Source organism: Nonomuraea sp. NPDC050556, from assembly GCF_044457355.1.
Taxonomy (GTDB): domain Bacteria; phylum Actinomycetota; class Actinomycetes; order Streptosporangiales; family Streptosporangiaceae; genus Nonomuraea.
In genome coordinates, this window is the sequence record NZ_JBITGU010000001.1 from 2,873,475 (window position 1) to 2,888,224 (window position 14,750).

General features: G+C 70.5%; 16 protein-coding genes. 5 read left to right on the forward strand and 11 right to left on the reverse strand.

The annotated features are described in order from the left end of the window. Window positions 1-21 precede the first annotated feature (21 nt). From ACIBG8_RS13760 to ACIBG8_RS13775, 4 genes are read right to left on the reverse strand one after another with little or no spacing between them, the layout of a single operon-like run. Window positions 22-1,815, reverse strand: coding sequence for a hypothetical protein (locus tag ACIBG8_RS13760; RefSeq protein WP_397343036.1), 1,794 nt, complete (start codon window positions 1,813-1,815; stop codon window positions 22-24). A gap of 2 nt (window positions 1,816-1,817) precedes the next feature. Continuing rightward, complete coding sequence (locus ACIBG8_RS13765; RefSeq protein WP_397343037.1) at window positions 1,818-3,578, reverse strand: HSP90 family protein; 1,761 nt, start codon at window positions 3,576-3,578, stop codon at window positions 1,818-1,820. Between the two features lie 15 nt (window positions 3,579-3,593). Further along, window positions 3,594-4,187 (reverse strand): HAD family hydrolase, encoded by a 594-nt coding sequence (locus ACIBG8_RS13770; protein ID WP_397343038.1) that lies wholly within the window; start codon window positions 4,185-4,187, stop codon window positions 3,594-3,596. Further along, complete coding sequence (locus ACIBG8_RS13775) at window positions 4,184-5,005, reverse strand: hypothetical protein (RefSeq protein WP_397343039.1); 822 nt, start codon at window positions 5,003-5,005, stop codon at window positions 4,184-4,186. The genes ACIBG8_RS13770 and ACIBG8_RS13775 overlap by 4 nt, the downstream gene beginning before the upstream one ends. A gap of 139 nt (window positions 5,006-5,144) precedes the next feature. Between ACIBG8_RS13775 and arfB the strand changes: the two genes are divergently transcribed. Then, window positions 5,145-5,549 (forward strand): alternative ribosome rescue aminoacyl-tRNA hydrolase ArfB, encoded by a 405-nt coding sequence (gene arfB, locus ACIBG8_RS13780; protein WP_397343040.1) that lies wholly within the window; start codon window positions 5,145-5,147, stop codon window positions 5,547-5,549. Here the strand turns inward: arfB and ACIBG8_RS13785 are convergent. Then, the gene (locus ACIBG8_RS13785) at window positions 5,546-5,908 is read right to left on the reverse strand and encodes a VOC family protein (RefSeq protein ID WP_397343041.1); all 363 of its coding nucleotides are present in this window, start codon (window positions 5,906-5,908) and stop codon (window positions 5,546-5,548) included. The two genes, arfB and ACIBG8_RS13785, sit on opposite strands and share 4 nt — an antisense overlap. An 18-nt stretch (window positions 5,909-5,926) precedes the next feature. On the opposite strand from ACIBG8_RS13785, the gene ACIBG8_RS13790 reads away from it, so the two are divergent. Continuing rightward, window positions 5,927-6,466: an NUDIX domain-containing protein gene (locus ACIBG8_RS13790; protein WP_397343042.1), complete on the forward strand. Its 540-nt coding sequence runs from the start codon at window positions 5,927-5,929 to the stop codon at window positions 6,464-6,466. On the opposite strand, the gene ACIBG8_RS13795 is transcribed toward ACIBG8_RS13790, so the two are convergent. Next, the gene (locus ACIBG8_RS13795; protein ID WP_397343043.1) at window positions 6,447-8,399 is read right to left on the reverse strand and encodes an ABC1 kinase family protein; all 1,953 of its coding nucleotides are present in this window, start codon (window positions 8,397-8,399) and stop codon (window positions 6,447-6,449) included. The genes ACIBG8_RS13790 and ACIBG8_RS13795 overlap by 20 nt on opposite strands. Before the next feature lie 7 nt (window positions 8,400-8,406). After that, on the reverse strand, window positions 8,407-9,336 hold the full coding sequence (locus tag ACIBG8_RS13800) for an acyl-ACP desaturase (RefSeq protein ID WP_397343044.1): 930 nt from the start codon (window positions 9,334-9,336) through the stop codon (window positions 8,407-8,409). A gap of 68 nt (window positions 9,337-9,404) precedes the next feature. On the opposite strand from ACIBG8_RS13800, the gene ACIBG8_RS13805 reads away from it, so the two are divergent. Next, the gene (locus tag ACIBG8_RS13805) at window positions 9,405-9,854 is read left to right on the forward strand and encodes an NUDIX domain-containing protein (protein ID WP_397343045.1); all 450 of its coding nucleotides are present in this window, start codon (window positions 9,405-9,407) and stop codon (window positions 9,852-9,854) included. On the opposite strand, the gene ACIBG8_RS13810 is transcribed toward ACIBG8_RS13805, so the two are convergent. Continuing rightward, window positions 9,811-10,389 (reverse strand): TetR/AcrR family transcriptional regulator, encoded by a 579-nt coding sequence (locus tag ACIBG8_RS13810; protein WP_397343046.1) that lies wholly within the window; start codon window positions 10,387-10,389, stop codon window positions 9,811-9,813. The genes ACIBG8_RS13805 and ACIBG8_RS13810 overlap by 44 nt on opposite strands. A gap of 73 nt (window positions 10,390-10,462) precedes the next feature. Between ACIBG8_RS13810 and ACIBG8_RS13815 the strand changes: the two genes are divergently transcribed. Then, window positions 10,463-10,840: a nuclear transport factor 2 family protein gene (locus tag ACIBG8_RS13815; protein WP_397343047.1), complete on the forward strand. Its 378-nt coding sequence runs from the start codon at window positions 10,463-10,465 to the stop codon at window positions 10,838-10,840. Here ACIBG8_RS13815 and ACIBG8_RS13820 read toward each other — a convergent pair. Further along, window positions 10,832-11,482 (reverse strand): hypothetical protein, encoded by a 651-nt coding sequence (locus ACIBG8_RS13820; RefSeq protein ID WP_397343048.1) that lies wholly within the window; start codon window positions 11,480-11,482, stop codon window positions 10,832-10,834. The two genes, ACIBG8_RS13815 and ACIBG8_RS13820, sit on opposite strands and share 9 nt — an antisense overlap. Before the next feature lie 23 nt (window positions 11,483-11,505). Continuing rightward, on the reverse strand, window positions 11,506-12,246 hold the full coding sequence (locus tag ACIBG8_RS13825; RefSeq protein WP_397343932.1) for an HAD-IIA family hydrolase: 741 nt from the start codon (window positions 12,244-12,246) through the stop codon (window positions 11,506-11,508). A 101-nt stretch (window positions 12,247-12,347) separates the two neighbouring features. Between ACIBG8_RS13825 and ACIBG8_RS13830 the strand changes: the two genes are divergently transcribed. Continuing rightward, window positions 12,348-13,535 (forward strand): M20 family metallopeptidase, encoded by a 1,188-nt coding sequence (locus ACIBG8_RS13830; protein WP_397343049.1) that lies wholly within the window; start codon window positions 12,348-12,350, stop codon window positions 13,533-13,535. Window positions 13,536-13,648: 113 nt separating this feature from the next. On the opposite strand, the gene ACIBG8_RS13835 is transcribed toward ACIBG8_RS13830, so the two are convergent. Beyond that, the gene (locus ACIBG8_RS13835; protein WP_397343050.1) at window positions 13,649-14,722 is read right to left on the reverse strand and encodes a cobalamin-independent methionine synthase II family protein; all 1,074 of its coding nucleotides are present in this window, start codon (window positions 14,720-14,722) and stop codon (window positions 13,649-13,651) included. Window positions 14,723-14,750 lie beyond the last annotated feature (28 nt).

Genomic DNA, 14,750 nt, shown 5'->3' on the forward strand with positions numbered 1-14,750 from the left:
GTCAAGCCGAGGTGAATATCGTCAGTCCAGCCAGCCCTCGACCGTCCTGGCGCTCTCCTCGTCGCCCGCCGCCCTGAACCCGGCGACGGCCGAGCGGAGCAGCTCGGTGGCCTCGTCGTCGCGGTCGAAGAAGCGCAGGATGTTGGCTTCCTCGCGGTCGTGGGCGGCGCGTTCCCAGGTGGGGTCGTCGAGCCGGTCGAGGGTTGTCCTGGCTGCCCGGATCGCGTCCAGGGACGCTTCCTCCTCGCCCGCCCAGTACAGGCTCAACGCGTGCCTGCGCAGCGCCCGCGCCCTGCCGTCCTGGTCGCCGAGCCGTTCGTAGCTGACGGCGACTTCGGCGAACAGGGCGGCGGCTTCCGCGTCCCTGTCGAGCTTGTCGAGGGTGTCGGCGCGCTGCTCGGTCATCACGGCCGCGTCGTGGTGGTAGCCGTGGGTGGCCATGTCCTCGGCCAGCTCGGTCAGTACGGCGAGCGCGGCGTCGTGCTCGCCGAGGTCGAGCTGGGTCAGCACCATCACCCTGCGCACGGCGAGGCGGTTGTCCGCGTCGTCCTCGGGGAGCATGGCCAGCGCCTCCTCGCCGGTGATCAGCGCTTCGAGCGGCCGTCCCGTGTCGGCGTAGGCGGCGCACAACTCCACCCTGGCGACCGCGGCGCCCGCGCTGTCGCCGCGCGCGGTGCGCGCGGCGACCTCCTCGATCAGCGGGAGGGCCCAGTCGTCGCTTCTCACGACAGGCTGGGGTGCCGGGGTACGGCGGGCGTGCGGGACCAGGGGGAGGTGGTCGGTGAACGGTTCCGTGGCCAGCCGCGCCTCCAGGCGGCGCGTCTGCTCCCCCGTCCCGTTGCGCGCGTCGAACCGCGCGGCCAGGTCCCTCGCCATCCCCTCCAGCCGGATCCGCAGCGCCGACACCGTCTCCCCGCGCACCGTGAGCCCGCCCTGCCCGAGCGCCTCGACCCGCCCGAGAAGCAGCGCGGCGCACCCGGCCAGGTGCAGCCGGTCGCCGGGCGTCGGTGACCGCTCCAGCAGCGGCAGCTCCCGCTCCAGGATCTCCAGCCCCCGCGCCTCGTTTCCGGTCAGCGCGCAGAACTGCAGGTGGTCGCCGAAGTCCTCCACGTAGTTGGCGTCCCCCTGCACGATCCGGTACGCACGCAGGTGCGCGGTGACCGCCTCGGCGAACCGGCCCGTCCTGAGGTACGGCACGAGCAGGTTCGTCAGGATCCCCTGCGGCTGGACGTGGCAGGTCAGCTCGCCCGCCACGACCGGCGCCGCCAGCTCGATGGCCTCCTCGTAGCGCCCCATCCACGACAGCAGCGCCACCTTGTGGCTGGGGTCGCACCCCTCGCAGTCCGACATGTCGTCGCGCGGCGTGATCTGCCACCGCTGGAACCACTCCTCGGCCGCCTCCCGGTCGCCGAGGTGCGCGGCGATGCCCGCCCGCGCCCCGTAGACGGCGTGCAGCCCGTGCCCGGCGAGGCGGTAGCGCCGCTCCATCTCGGCCAGCGCGTCGTAGGCGCGCTGCAGCGGCACCTCGTGGAAGCGCCGCATGTCGCTGCAGATCCACTTGTACTGCCACAGCAGGTTGTACTGCTGCCAGTCGGTGAACCTGCCGGGCTCGGCGTCGAACTCGGCCACGCTGCGGGAGAACGTCACGAAGGACTTGGCCGGTTCAGCGCCGTACTGGTAGGCCTCGGTGAGGTCCATCCTGATCTGGATGGCCAGTTCCCTGTCCGCCTCGCGCAGCGCGCGCTCCAGCAGGGTCGTCTTGGCCTCGCCGTACGGGAGTTCCGCCGCCTGGTCGAGGAGCTGCTGCGCGTCCATGGTCACTTCACCGCCCAGTCGAGGAGGCCGAGGAACGATCGGTTGAGCGCCGCCGTGTCCGCGGGGCGCAGCTGGTGGTGGCCGTGCAGCAGGGCCATGCCGTACAACGCCTCGACGGTGGTGGCGGCGAGGGACAGGTCTTCGAGGCCGACCACGCGGCGCACGAGCGGGTTGCGGTGGTTGAGCACCAGGCGCGGCCGCTCTGCCGCGCCAGTGCGTTCCATCGCGCCGAGCACGTCGGCCCACAGCTCGTCGCCCAGGTCCTTGGCCTCCAGCAGGTCGGCGCGGTGCTCCGCGGCGCGGCTGGTCAGGTACAGGGCGGGCAGCGAGGCGGGGTCGAAGTCGCGCAGCACGACCTCGCAGCCGAGCGGGTCGAGCGCGCGGGCTGCGGCCGTCAGGAACGGGCGCGCGGCCAGCTCGGCCGCCGGGTCGACCGGGCCGAGGCGGGTGGCCAGCTCGGTGGGATCGAGCGGTTCGAGGGACGCGCCGATGCCGCGCAGGCGCCGCAGGATCTCGCCGTCGTAGACGTAGCCGCCGTTGACCAGCCCGACGCCCTGCGCGCCGGAGACGGCGGACAGCTGGCGGAACTCGTCGACGCTGGCGGTGAAGCGGCCCTGCGGGTGGCGGGTCCTGAACTGGGCGAGCGTCATCGGCCCGTCGCTGGTCTCGTACTCCAGCCAGTGGTCGACCAGCCTGAGCATGTCGTCGTCGTGCAGGGCGAGCGCCTTGACGCCGAGGTGGTGCAGGCGCAGGAAGGCGCGCATGGCGTCGGGATCGGTCTCGGCCAGCCGTACGAGCCAGTGGCGCAGGGCGGCGCCGAGCCGGTCGCGGGTGTGCTCCAGCAGGTCGTCCTCGTAGAGCGCCTCGCGGCTGGCGGTGGGCCGCAGCTCGGCGGAGTCGACGACGCAGCGGGCGAAGAACGCCCAGTCGGGCAGCAGGTCGGCGGCGCTCTCGGCGAGCAGCATGCGCTTGAGGTAGACGCGGTGCGCGCCGCGCACGGCGGGGTTGGCCGGGCTGGGCAGGATGAACGCCACCCCGGTCAGCCCGGCTTCCGGCACGTCGAGGTCGACGACGTCGAAGGGGGTGAAGCCGAAGGTCTGCCTGCCGTACTCGATCAGCTCCCGCCGCCGCTCGACCGGCGAGCTCTGCCCGGTGCGCCAGGGCAGCGCGTCGCGGGTGGTCCGGCGGCCGTTGACGGTGACCTCGATCGGCAGCAGCGACCCGTACAGCTCGGCGAGCTCGGTCACCGTGCTCGGGGCGACCCACTCGGCCGCGTCCCTGCGCGCGATCAACGTGACCGTCGTGCCCGGCTCTTCTCGCTGTTGTACGGCTTGCGCCACCTGGTAGCGCCCGTCCGACCTGCCGGTCCAGAGCACGGTCGGCCCGCCGGAGACCGAGCGCGTCTCGACCCTGATCTCGTCGGCGACGAGGAAGCCGGACAGCAGCCCGATGCCGAACTGGCCGAGGAACTCGTGCCTGGCGAAGCCGAGCTCGTCGCGCTTGGACGAGCGGCCGATGGTGGCCAGCAGGGTGTGGACCTCGTCCTCGGTGAGACCGATGCCGGTGTCGTGCACCTTGATCAGGCCGTCGGCGACCTCGACGGCGACGCGAGCGGGCGCCTCTGGGTCGCCCGACCGTCTGGCCGTGATCGCGTCGGCCGCGTTCTGCAGGAGCTCGCGGACGTACACCCGCGGGCTGGAATACAGGTGGCGGCTCAGGAGGTCGACGACTCCGCGCAGGTCAACTTGAAAGGCGTTTTCCACCCGCGACACCATAGTTCACATAAGGGACAATTTTTCGATCATTTCCCTGAGCCCCGCCGCGCCCGTGTAGTGGTGCCCCTTCAGCCCGGCCCGCTCCGCTGCCTGGATGTTCTCCAACCGGTCGTCGACGAACACCATGTCGCCCGCGTCGCCGCCGAGGTCGCCGACGACCGCCTCGTAGATCTCCGCGTCGGGCTTCACCAGGCCCATCCGGCCGCTGTAGAAACGCCGCTCGATCGCCGCGATCCAGGGCAGTTCGTCCAGCCCGTCGGCCATGCAGACGGGCGCGTTGGACAGCAGCGCGACGTTGCGCCCCCTGGCCAGCAACTCCTCGAGTACGGCCACGGCCCCCTCGTCGGGCCGCGACCAGCTCTCCACGTCAAGGGCGATCAGCCGTTCGAGCTCGCCGTCCTCCAGCGGCCTGCCGACGGTCTTCTCCCAGTAGTCCTCGTCGCTCAGCGCGTCGCGGTCGAAGTCGAGGCGGTACTCCCAGTAGGCGTGCTTGAACGCCGCTGGATCGGCGCCGGACGCCAGCGCCATCGCGTCGGCGTCCGACTCGCTCTGGGGCAGGGACAGGACGTTGCCGTAGTCGAAAATCACCCAGTTCATGCCAGATATGGTCGCAGGTGCTCGTTGAGCGCGCCGCAGCCGAGATATTTCTCCACGGTGTGGAAGTCGATCCAGTCGAGGTTGACCTGGGTCTCCACGTCGATGCCGGTGAAGCGGGCGGCCAGGTCGGGCGGCAGGGCGGCGATGTCGTCCTTGTCGGCGATGTTCACCCAGCGTTTGACGCCCTTGGGGCGCTGGCCCCTGCCGTTGATCGGGGCGGGCAGGAGGTGCTCGAAGACGACGTTGTGCATGCCGAGCGGGCTGCCCAGGGTGATCAGCAGGTCGACCTCGAGGTCGGGGTTGGCCCAGAGGGTTTCGTAGGTGACGACGCTGCCGAGGGAGTGGGCAACCACCACCTTAGGCCGATTTTTCCGGATAACGTCGGCTACGGCCTGGCGGCACTTCTCCCGCTTGGCCTGGTCGGTGATGTAGGCGGCGACCTCGGGACAGAACAGCGCGGCGAAGGCGGCTGCCCGGCTGTCGAGGTGGCGCATCAGCCAGCCGACGACCACGCGCAGGCCGCCGGTGAACCGCTCGCCGAGCCCGAGCTCCTTGGCCCACTCCACCAGCACCTTCTGCGCCGGAGCCGCCATCTCCTCGACGGTCGGCTGCGCCTCGACCTTTCCCTTGCCGTCGTTCAGGTAGTGCGCGAAGTAGGCGATCTCCGTGAAGTAGGCCGAGGTGTCGCCGCCGAGCGCGGCGTGCAGGTAGCGGTCCCACTTGGCCCGCATGAGCTCGGCCGCCCCCGAGGGTGAGCCGCCGGCCTGGACGTAGTACTTGTATTTCCCGATTCCGTGCACGCCGACGATGGCCGCCACAGCGCCTCCCCACATTTCCCCACTTTTGTGGGGCGATAGTGACATAAGACGCTTGCAAATGACTGGCGGGGAAATTGCCTTGCAGGCGGCATACACCGCCGGGCTACGGTGTTCCAGCACAGGGAGAAGGAGAACCGCCATGCCAGGCCCGCTGATCGTCAACGACTCGGTCGTCATTCCCGACGCCGAGTTGCTGTGGCGTTTCTCCCGTTCGTCCGGACCCGGTGGTCAGGGCGTCAACACCACCGACAGCCGGGTGGAGCTGACCTTCGACGTGGCAGCCACCACAGCCCTCCCCGACCACCTGAAGGAACGCGCGGTGGCCAGGCTGGGCCCGGTGGTGACCATCGCCGCCTCGGAATACCGCTCACAACTGCGCAACCGCGACGCTGCCGAGCAGCGCCTCGCCCAGCGCATCCGCGAGGCCATCGCCCCGCCGCCCAAGCGCCGCCGCCCCACCAAGCCCTCACGCGGCGCGGTCGAACGCCGCATCACCGCCAAGAAGCAGCGCGCCGACCTCAAACGCCTCCGCCGCGAACCCTAGGCGTTGACCCACAGGCAGAACGGGTGGCCCGCCGGGTCGAAGTAGACGCGGACGTCGTCCTGGGGCTGGTAGTCGGCCAGTACGGCTCCGCAGGCCAGGGCGTGGGCGCCTGACTCCTCCAGGGAGTCGACCTCGATGTCCAGGTGCAGCATCATCTGCTGCTCCCCCGGCTTCGACGGCCAAATCGGGCGGACGTAGGCGGGCTCGGACTGGAAGGCCAGGCGCGGGCCGCCGCCGGGAGCGCCCGCTATGACCCAGTCGGGTTCCTCGCGCTCGATCCGCCAGCCGAGCAGGCGCGTGTAGAAAGCGGCCAGCTCGTGGGCGTCGCGGCAGTCCAGCACGATCGTCGACAGCCTCATCTCGCTAGTGTGCCCAGCGTGAACGACTTCGACCTCGCCCAGCGTTTCCCCCTGCTCTACGCGCCGCAGCGGTGGGAGTGGGGCGGCATCGACGCCCAGTTCTCCACCGCGCCGCCGCCAGACGAGCTGGTGACCAACATCCACGTCGTCGGCTTCGCCGGCGACCGCATCGTGATCTGCCGGGACACGCGCGACGTGTGGTTCCTGCCCGGCGGCACCCGCGAGCCCGGCGAGACCGTCGAGGAGTGCGTGGCCAGGGAGCTCGCCGAGGAGGCTGGAGCGGAACTGGCCGGGCCGCTGCACCTGGTGGGCTCGCACCACGCGGTGAGCGACCGCCCGGAGCCGTACCGCCCCCACCAGCCGCACCCGGCCAAGGTGTGGCTGTGGTGCCACGCCGACGTGACCGTGACCGGCGTTCCCGGCAACCCGGACGACGGCGAGAAGGTCCTGGAGGTGCGCGCCGCCCCGCTGGAGGAGGCGCTCGCTCTGCTGGCGACCGACGGCGCCTGGGTGCCCGACCTGGTCGCCCTGGCCGTGCTTACTCGCGGTCGCGTCTGAAGATGGCGATGAGGACGCGGAGCACCAGGATCGAGCTGATCACCAGGAGGAAGTAGCCGATCAGGTGGTAGAGGGTGATCGAGCCGTCCGCGATGACCAGCGGCCCGCCGGTCGTGCCGATGAGGAACACCGCCATCAGCCCGGCCGTCGCCCCGAGCACGGTCAGGAGCACCTGGTGCAGCAGCCCGGTGACGAACCTGCGGTCCCTGTCGTCGGCCAGCAGCCGCACGTTCATGGAGAAACGCCCGTGCTCGGCCGCGCTCGCGATGCGCTCCACCCGGCGCGGCAACCGCCGCAACATCGGCAGCAGGGCCGCGACCTCCTGCGTCACCGTGTCCTTGATCGTGGTGTCGGTGAGCTGCTCGCTCATGTAGCGCCCGGCGAAGGCGCGGGCCTCGCCGATGAGGCTGAACCCGGGCGAGAGCCGTACCAGCGTGCCCTCCAGGGTGGCCAGGGCGCGGAAGACGGCGGCCACCTCCGGCGGGATGGACAGCCCGTACTCAGTCACGATCTTGAACAGATCGGTGAACATGCGGACGCTGTCCATGCCGGGGGCCAGGTGCTTGGCCATGAACTGGCCCAGCGCCCGCTCCAGCGCGGCCTCGTCGATCTCCTCCGGCCTGGGCACCAGCTCCAGCAGGGCGTCGGTGACGCCCAGCGGGTCCTGGCGGTTCATCGCCAGCAGGAAACGCTGCAGCGCGGCGCGGACGGAGGCGTCGAGCCGGCCCACCGAGCCGAAGTCGAGCAGCCCCAGCTCGCCGTTGTCGAGCAGCATGATGTTGCCCGGGTGGGGGTCGGCGTGGAAGACGCCCTCGATCAGGATCTGCCGCAGCAGGCAGTCGAGCAGGTCGCGGGCCAGCGTGGGGCCCTGTTCGCGGCTGGCTGACGCGAGCGGCCTGCCGTTCAGCCTGGTCATGACCAGGACCCGCTCGGTGCACAGCGCGCTGTGCGGCTCGGGGTAGGTGACGACGCCGGAGTGCGCGGCCGCGACGGCGGCCATGTTGGACGCCTCGATGCGGAAGTCGAGCTCCTCGCGGATCGCGATCGCGAACCCCTCCGCCAGGTCGGTCATCCCGAGCGACCTGCCCCACTTGGTGCGCGTCTCCAGCGTCCCCGCGAGCCTGGCGACGATGTCGAGGTCCTTGCCGACGACCGTGCGGATGCCCGGCCGCTGCACCTTGACCACGACCTCCTCCCCGCTGTGCAGGCGGGCGGTGTGCGCCTGCGCGATGGAGGCGGCCGCCAGGGGCTTGCGTTCGAACTCGGCGAACACCTCGTCGACCGGCCCGAGCTCGGCCACCAGGACCGCCTCGATCTGCTCCCAGGGGGCTGGGGCGACCTGGTCCTGGAGCCTGCCCAGCTCGTCGATGAACTCCGGCGGCAGCAGGTCACGCCTGGTGGACAGCACCTGGCCGAGCTTGACGAAGGTGACACCGCCGTCGTCGAGGGCGCCGCGCAGCGACCTGGCCAGCCGTACCCTGGCCGTGGTGTCCTCCGCGCGGTCGCCGCGCCCGCGCAGGTACGGCCCGAGCCCGTGCTTGACGGCGATCCTGGTGATCTGGGAGTAGCGCCTGGCCCGCGAGAGGCGTCCGCGCAGGCCGCGCAGGAACTCGATCGGGCCGGGGATCGACCCCGGTGGGACCAGCGCCTCGGCGATCACCAGGACGACCATCGGCATGAGCACGATGCACATGCCGATGAGGACGATGAGGAACAGCGGGCCGATGCCCGGGTCCTCCTTGGGGTCCATGTGCTCGAACCGCATCATCACCGGCGACATGAACGGCCCGGCCAGCGCGAAGGCCAGGAGCGCCGCGAAGGCCATCCTGAGCTTCCCGAACCGGACCCCCAGCAGTCTTTGCGCTGCGGTCGCCAGCGCCACGAAGGTCAGCACCAGGGGGATGGAGATGCCCAGCGTGGTGGAGAAATTCATGCGGGGATCATCCCATGGCGGCCTTCCTGGCGCGCTTCTCCTCTCGCCGGTCGACGAACCTGGTGGCCGTCTTGTCGAGCTTGTCGAGGAACTCGGCCAGCTCCTGGCGGGCCTTCTCGCCCTCGCCGTCCAGGCCCTCCTTGTCGAAGACCGCCCACTGGCGCAGCACCGGCATAAGGACGTCGTCGTAGTGCAGGCGCAGGTCGTAGATGCCCTCGTTGGCGATGATCAGCGACTTGCGGGTGAAGCCCTCGATGGTGTTGCCGGGCATCTGGAAGGTGGTGACCACGTCGGTGATGGCGCGCATGGTCTGGTTGGGGTCGAGGTCGAACGCCGCCTTGAGCAGGTTGCGGTAGAAGAGCATGTGCAGGTTCTCGTCGGCGGCGATGCGGGCCAGCAGGCGCTCGCAGTGCGGGTCGCCGGAGGCCCTGCCGGTGTTGCGGTGGGCGATGCGGGTGGCGAGCTCCTGGAAGGAGACGTAGGCGAGCTGGCCGAGCATGGTCTCGTAGTCGGTCTGGAAGCCGCCCTCCATGTGCACCATGCGGGCGCGCTCCAGCGCGATGGGGTCGACGGCGCGGGTGACGGTCAGGTAGTCGCGGATGGCGACGCCGTGCCTGCCCTCCTCGGCGGTCCAGCGGCCGACCCAGGTGCCCCACGCGCCGTCGCGGCCGAAGGTGGTGGCGATCTCGTGGTGGTAGCTGGGCAGGTTGTCCTCGGTCAGGAGGTTCACGATGAGCGAGACGCGCGCGGCCTCGGGGATCGTCGAGTCCGACTCCTGCCAGGCCTCGCCCTCGAAGATGCCGTCGAAGTCGCGGCCCTGGCTCCACGGGATGTACTCGTGCGGGAACCATTCCTTGGCGACCTTGAGATGGCGGTCGAGCTCACCGGCGACCACCGGCTCGAGCTCGTGCAACAGCTGCGTCTGCGTCATCGCCATACAGATCCTTCTCCCTTGAGGTTACGGCACCGTAGGTTAGGTTACCCGAGGGAGGTTAAAGATGTCTTATGCGGCCTAGTGTCCGGGGTGTCCTTCTTGATCCGCTTCTGGTGGTTTTCCGGCGTACGGTGCCCGGACGGGAGATCTACTGGACCCTGCCCGGCGGCCACGTCGAACCGGGGGACGCCTCGCTGGAGGACACCCTGCGCAGGGAGCTCATGGAGGAGCTCGGCGCCACGATCACCGATGTGACGCCGCTGACCTCGCTGACCTGTTCGTGGCGCGGCGAATCCAAGACGCAGCACATGTACGGCTGCCGCCTGGTCTCCATGGACCTGTCGCTGCGCTCGGGACCGGAGTTCTCCGACCCCACGCGCGGCCTGTACGAGGTGGAGCGGCTCCCGCTGGACCCCGCGTCGATTACCTCCCTGAACATGATCCCGCCCGAAGTGGGCGCATATCTGGCCGGATGCATCACCGAGTTGGACCGGCTGATCCGGCCACGCGCAGCAGGCTAGTGTGGAGTGCCTCCCTGGCCGCCTCCCGCGACATCCGGCCCGCCTCGACCTCGACGGCGGCTGCGTGGCCCAGCGTGATCGCGACCGCGACCAGCCAGTCGACCGGCAGGCTCGCGTCGAACTCCCCTGACTGCTGGCCACGGCCGATGACCCGGCGCAGCCGTTCCTCGACCGGGGTGTGGTCGCCACCCTCGGACCCCTCCGCCAGGCGGAGCAGCACGGGGTAGCGGCCCGCCGTACCGCTGCCCGCGTCGAGCAGCCGCAGCAGCGCGCCGGACGCCGGGCCCTCGTCGAGCCTCGCGGCGTCCATGGCGGCGACGGCCTCGTCGGTGACGTGGTCGAGGGCGGCCGCCAGGAGCTTCCTGCGCGAGGGGAAGTGCGCGTAGACGGTCTGCCGGGTCACCCCGGCCTCGGCGGCGACGGCCTCGACGCGGGCGTCGGGATCGGCGTTCAGCAGGCGCACGGCGGCGTCCAGGATGGCGGCCCTGCTGCGTACGGCGTCGGCGCGGCGCTGCTGCGCCGGAGAGGCAGTCATCTCTTACACCTTGTCAAAGTTAGCTCGGCGTGCAAATCTTACGTGATGTAAGAGATCTTACGACGGGAGCGCCATGAAGACCTGCACGGACCCCAAGCGGTTCATCGCCGACTTCTTCACCGCCTACAGCGCCGAGGTCATCGACGGCGACGAGGACCCGGCGACGGTCGTCGACCGGTACCACACGCCGGACGTCATCCAGGTGGCCGACGGGCACGCCATGGACCGGACGAAGATCGTCGACCACGTCAGCCCGCTGCGCAGGACCAAGCCCACCAACCGGATCGAGGTGCACGAGGCCCTGGTGGACGGCGACACGATCGCCGCCCGCTACACCATGCACGTCCAGACCAGGAAGAAGGCCATGACCATCGAGATCTGCTTCTTCGGCGAGTTCGCCGACGACGGCCGCATGCGCCGCGCCCACATGCTCACCCGCACCTCAGACTGACCGCTTGTCCTCCATCTCCCACAGGTGGTCGAGGACGTGCCAGACCACGCGGCGGGTGACGTAGCGGGGTGTCCAGGGGTGGTCGAGGGCGCCGTCCCACGGCTGCGACAGGGCAGCGGCCAGTTCCTCGCGCATCGCGTCGCGGTCGGCGGCAGACTTGTACGGCGGGTGGCGGATCCCGAGCTGCCGCGTGTAGGAACGTTCCGCCTCGACCACATGGTCGACCATCTTGGTGCGGTCCCTGCCGCCACCCCTGGGGCCCTTGCGCAGTTCCTCGGGCGTCGCCGCCGCCGTCTCGTCGAACAGCACCCAGGCCGCCCTCAGCAGCGCGACGTCGCGCTGGGCGGTGTCGGCGTCCACCGGTTCCCTGTCGGCGTCCGGCATCGACTGCGGGGCGCCGAAGTCGGTGGTCGTGCCGCCCTTGACGCGCTCGACCACCACCGGGTCGCCGGGCTCGAACACGAGCCCGGCACGCTCGGCCACCACCCGGTAGCGGGGGACGTAGTCCATGAGGTGGGCGATCGCCGCCTCCTCCGACCTGTCCACCCGCGCCCAGCCAGGCCAGTCGAGCGAGCAGGCGAACACCTTCTTGTGGCCCAGTTCCAGGTAGATGCCGGTCATGCCGTCCAGCTTGGCACCCATACCTGTCACCTTCCGTCAGGTAGTCAGACCAGGTCGATGAGGTCGGCGACGGAGTCGACCACCAGCGACGGCCGGTAGGGGTAGCGGTCGATCTGGTCGCGCTGCGTCACCCCGGTGAGCACGAGGATCGTGTAGAGCCCCGCCTCCATGCCGGACACCACGTCGGTGTCCATCCGGTCGCCGATCATGGCGGTGGTCTCGCTGTGCCCCTCGATGGCGTTGAGCGCGCGGCGCATCATCATCGGGTTCGGCTTGCCGACGAAGTACGGCTCCACCCCGGACGCCTTGGAGATCATCGCGGCCACCGCGCCGCACGCGGGCAGCGAGCCCTCGTTGGACGGCCCGACCGGGTCGGGGTTGGTGGCGATGAAGCGGGCGCCGCCCTCGATGAGGCGGATGGCGCGGGTGATCTGGGTGAAGCTGTAGGTCCTGGTCTCCCCCAGCACCACGTAGTCGGGGTCGAGGTCGGTGAGGATGTATCCGGCCTCGTGCAGCGCCGTCGTCAGCCCGGCCTCGCCGATCACGTAGGCGGAGCCGCCCGGGCGCTGGTCGTCGAGGAACTGGGCGGTGGCCATGGCGGAGGTCCAGATCGACTCCGGCGGCACCTCCAGGCCGGCGTTGCGCAGCCGTACGGAAAGGTCGCGTGGGGTGTAGATGGAGTTGTTGGTCAGCACCCGGAAGGGTTTGCCCGAATCGCGCAGTCGCTTGATGAACTCGTCCGCGCCCGGGACGGGATGGCCCTCGTGGACGAGGACGCCGTCCATGTCGGACAGCCAGGAGTCAATACGCTCACGCTGAGTCACAGATCACATCCTACAAAGCCCCCCATAGCGAGATCGCAAGCGCAATGTGAAGAATGTTCTACATGTCGTTCACTGAATCCGCGCAGGACATGCGGGACGAGCTCGTCCAGCTCCGCCACTCACTCCACCAGATCCCGGAGGTCGGACTCACGCTGCCGCGCACCCAGGAGCGGGTGCTCCAGGCCCTCGACGGCCTGCCGCTCGAGATCACCCTCGGCGAGAAGCTGAGCTCGATCACCGCGGTGCTCCGCGGCGGGCGGCCGGGCCCCGCCGTACTGCTGCGCGGTGACATGGACGCCCTGCCCGTGGCCGAGCGCAACGACCTCGACTTCATCTCCACCCACGACGGGCGGATGCACGCGTGCGGCCACGACCTGCACACCACGATGCTCGCCGGGGCCGCGCACCTGCTGGCGGCGCGGCGCGAGGAGCTCGCCGGGGATGTGATCTTCATGTTCCAGCCGGGTGAGGAGGGTTACGAGGGCGCCAAGTACATGATCGACGAGGGCGTGCTCGACGCGGCGGGCGAGCGCGCGGTGGCGGCGTACGGCATGCACGTGGTGTCGGCGATGTTGCCGCAGGGGGTCTTCTCCTCGCGCGGTGGGCCGATCATGGCGGCGGCCGACACGTTCAACGTGACGGTCAAGGGGCGCGGCGGGCACGGGTCCACGCCGCAGCGCGCGCTCGACCCGATCCCGGCGGCGTGCGAGATGGTGACGGCGCTGCAGACGATGGTGACGCGGGCGTTCGACGTGTTCGACCCGGTGGTGGTCACGGTGGGGAGCTTCCACGCGGGGACCGTCGACAACGTCATCCCGGACGACGCGCACTTCTCCGCCACGATCCGGACGTTCAGCAAGGACCACCGGGCGCGGATCAAGCAGCGGGTGGTGCAGCTCGTGGAGGGGATCGCGGCGGCGCACGGGCTGGAGGTGGACGCGTCGTTCGGGATGGGGTACCCGGTGACGGTGAACACGCCGTCTGAGGCGGAGTTCGCCGGGGCGACGATCGACGGCATGTTCGGGCCTGGGCGGTTCTTCGTGGCGCCGCAGCCGGTGATGGGGTCGGAGGACTTCTCCTACGTGCTGGAGGGCGTACCTGGGGCGTTCGTGTTCCTGGGCGCGTGCCCGGCCGACCGCGACCCGGCGACCGCGCCGTACAACCACTCGCCCGAGGCGGCGTTCTCGGACGCGGTGCTCCCCGACGGCGCGGCCCTCTACGCCACACTCGCGCACACGCGCCTTTCCTAGGGGTACGGCGGAGCCGAGGGACGCCCAGCCACCGCACGTGGCTGGGCTCCCTCCAGGGCACGGACGGCCAGCGCACATGGCCGGGCGCCGCTACGCGCGAACACGTCACGCGCCTAAGTGGTCAACCCCCCCAGGGCTTCTGCGGCCAGGGCGGTGCCCTGGACGCGGGCGGCGATCTTGGCGAAGGCGGTGTCGCGGGAGGTCGAGGTGTCGTCGGCGAACGGGGCGAAGCCGCAGTCGTCGCACGTCCCCAACTGCTCCACCGGGATGTGCCTGGCCGCACGCAACACCCGGTCGCGCACCTCCTCGGGCGTCTCCACGCGGGGGTCGATCGGGTCGGTCACCCCCACGAAGACCCGCACGCCTGGCGCCAGGTGCCGGGCGATGACCTCCAGCACCCGGTCCGGGTCGGGCTCGCTGGCGAGCTGCACGTAGAACGCCCCCACCTTCAGCTCGAACAGCTTCGGCAGCAGCTCCGCGTAGTCCACGTCCGCGCTGTGCGTGGAGTCCTGGTCGCCGCCGGGACAGGTGTGCACGCCGATCCTGGCCCGCTCCGCCGTACTGAACCGCTCCAGCACCTGGTTGTTGAGCGCCACGAACGCGTCGAGGAGCCCACCGCTCGGGTCGAGCTTGAGCGCCAGCCGCGCCTCGGTGAAGTCGAGCTGCACCATGTGCGCGCCCGCGTCCAGACAGCGCCTGATGTCCGTCTCCGCCCCGCCGGTCAGGTCGTCGATGAACGTGTCGCGCGAGTAGCCGGTCAGCGGTTCGGCGGGGTAGAGGAGGCTGAGCGCCGAGGGCGCGATGACGGCCTGCTTGACCGGCCGCTCGGTGTGCCGGCGCGCCTGGCGCAGGTAGGTGTCGGCGTGTACGGCGTAGCGGAACGGACCGGCGGCCAGCCGCGGGAGCTGCCTGGTGTGCCCGTCTGCGAACGGGATGACCACCCCGGACGGGTCGAGCCGGTTCTGCCCGCCCATGGGGTAGGTGGCGAAGCTGGGCTTGGACTGCTCGCCGTCGACGAGGACGGGACAGCCGAGCCGTTCCAGCCGTTCGATGGTGTCGGCGACGGCTGCCGTCTGCGCCGCGGCCAGGGCGGCGTCGCTGATCCGCCCCGCGCCGTGCTCGGTCAACGCGTTCAGCAGGGCGGTGGGCCGGGGGATGCTGCCGATGGGTTCGGTGGGGATGACCATGCCCGTGAGCGTAAGTCACGATCCGTGC

Excerpts from the sequence above, each read along its gene's own strand:
- ACIBG8_RS13800 (WP_397343044.1), bottom strand. The coding sequence starts at position 9,336 with ATGGCGATGACGCAGACGCAGCTGTTGCACGAGCTCGAGCCGGTGGTC.
- ACIBG8_RS13805 (WP_397343045.1), top strand. The coding sequence starts at position 9,405 with ATGCGGCCTAGTGTCCGGGGTGTCCTTCTTGATCCGCTTCTGGTGGTT.
- ACIBG8_RS13820 (WP_397343048.1), bottom strand. The coding sequence starts at position 11,482 with ATGGGTGCCAAGCTGGACGGCATGACCGGCATCTACCTGGAACTGGGC.
- ACIBG8_RS13830 (WP_397343049.1), top strand. The coding sequence starts at position 12,348 with ATGTCGTTCACTGAATCCGCGCAGGACATGCGGGACGAGCTCGTCCAG.
- ACIBG8_RS13810 (WP_397343046.1), bottom strand. The coding sequence starts at position 10,389 with ATGACTGCCTCTCCGGCGCAGCAGCGCCGCGCCGACGCCGTACGCAGC.
- ACIBG8_RS13785 (WP_397343041.1), bottom strand. The coding sequence starts at position 5,908 with ATGAGGCTGTCGACGATCGTGCTGGACTGCCGCGACGCCCACGAGCTG.
- ACIBG8_RS13760 (WP_397343036.1), bottom strand. The coding sequence starts at position 1,815 with ATGGACGCGCAGCAGCTCCTCGACCAGGCGGCGGAACTCCCGTACGGC.
- ACIBG8_RS13835 (WP_397343050.1), bottom strand. The coding sequence starts at position 14,722 with ATGGTCATCCCCACCGAACCCATCGGCAGCATCCCCCGGCCCACCGCC.
- ACIBG8_RS13815 (WP_397343047.1), top strand. The coding sequence starts at position 10,463 with ATGAAGACCTGCACGGACCCCAAGCGGTTCATCGCCGACTTCTTCACC.
- arfB (WP_397343040.1), top strand. The coding sequence starts at position 5,145 with ATGCCAGGCCCGCTGATCGTCAACGACTCGGTCGTCATTCCCGACGCC.
- ACIBG8_RS13770 (WP_397343038.1), bottom strand. The coding sequence starts at position 4,187 with ATGAACTGGGTGATTTTCGACTACGGCAACGTCCTGTCCCTGCCCCAG.
- ACIBG8_RS13795 (WP_397343043.1), bottom strand. The coding sequence starts at position 8,399 with ATGAATTTCTCCACCACGCTGGGCATCTCCATCCCCCTGGTGCTGACC.
- ACIBG8_RS13825 (WP_397343932.1), bottom strand. The coding sequence starts at position 12,246 with ATGGACGGCGTCCTCGTCCACGAGGGCCATCCCGTCCCGGGCGCGGAC.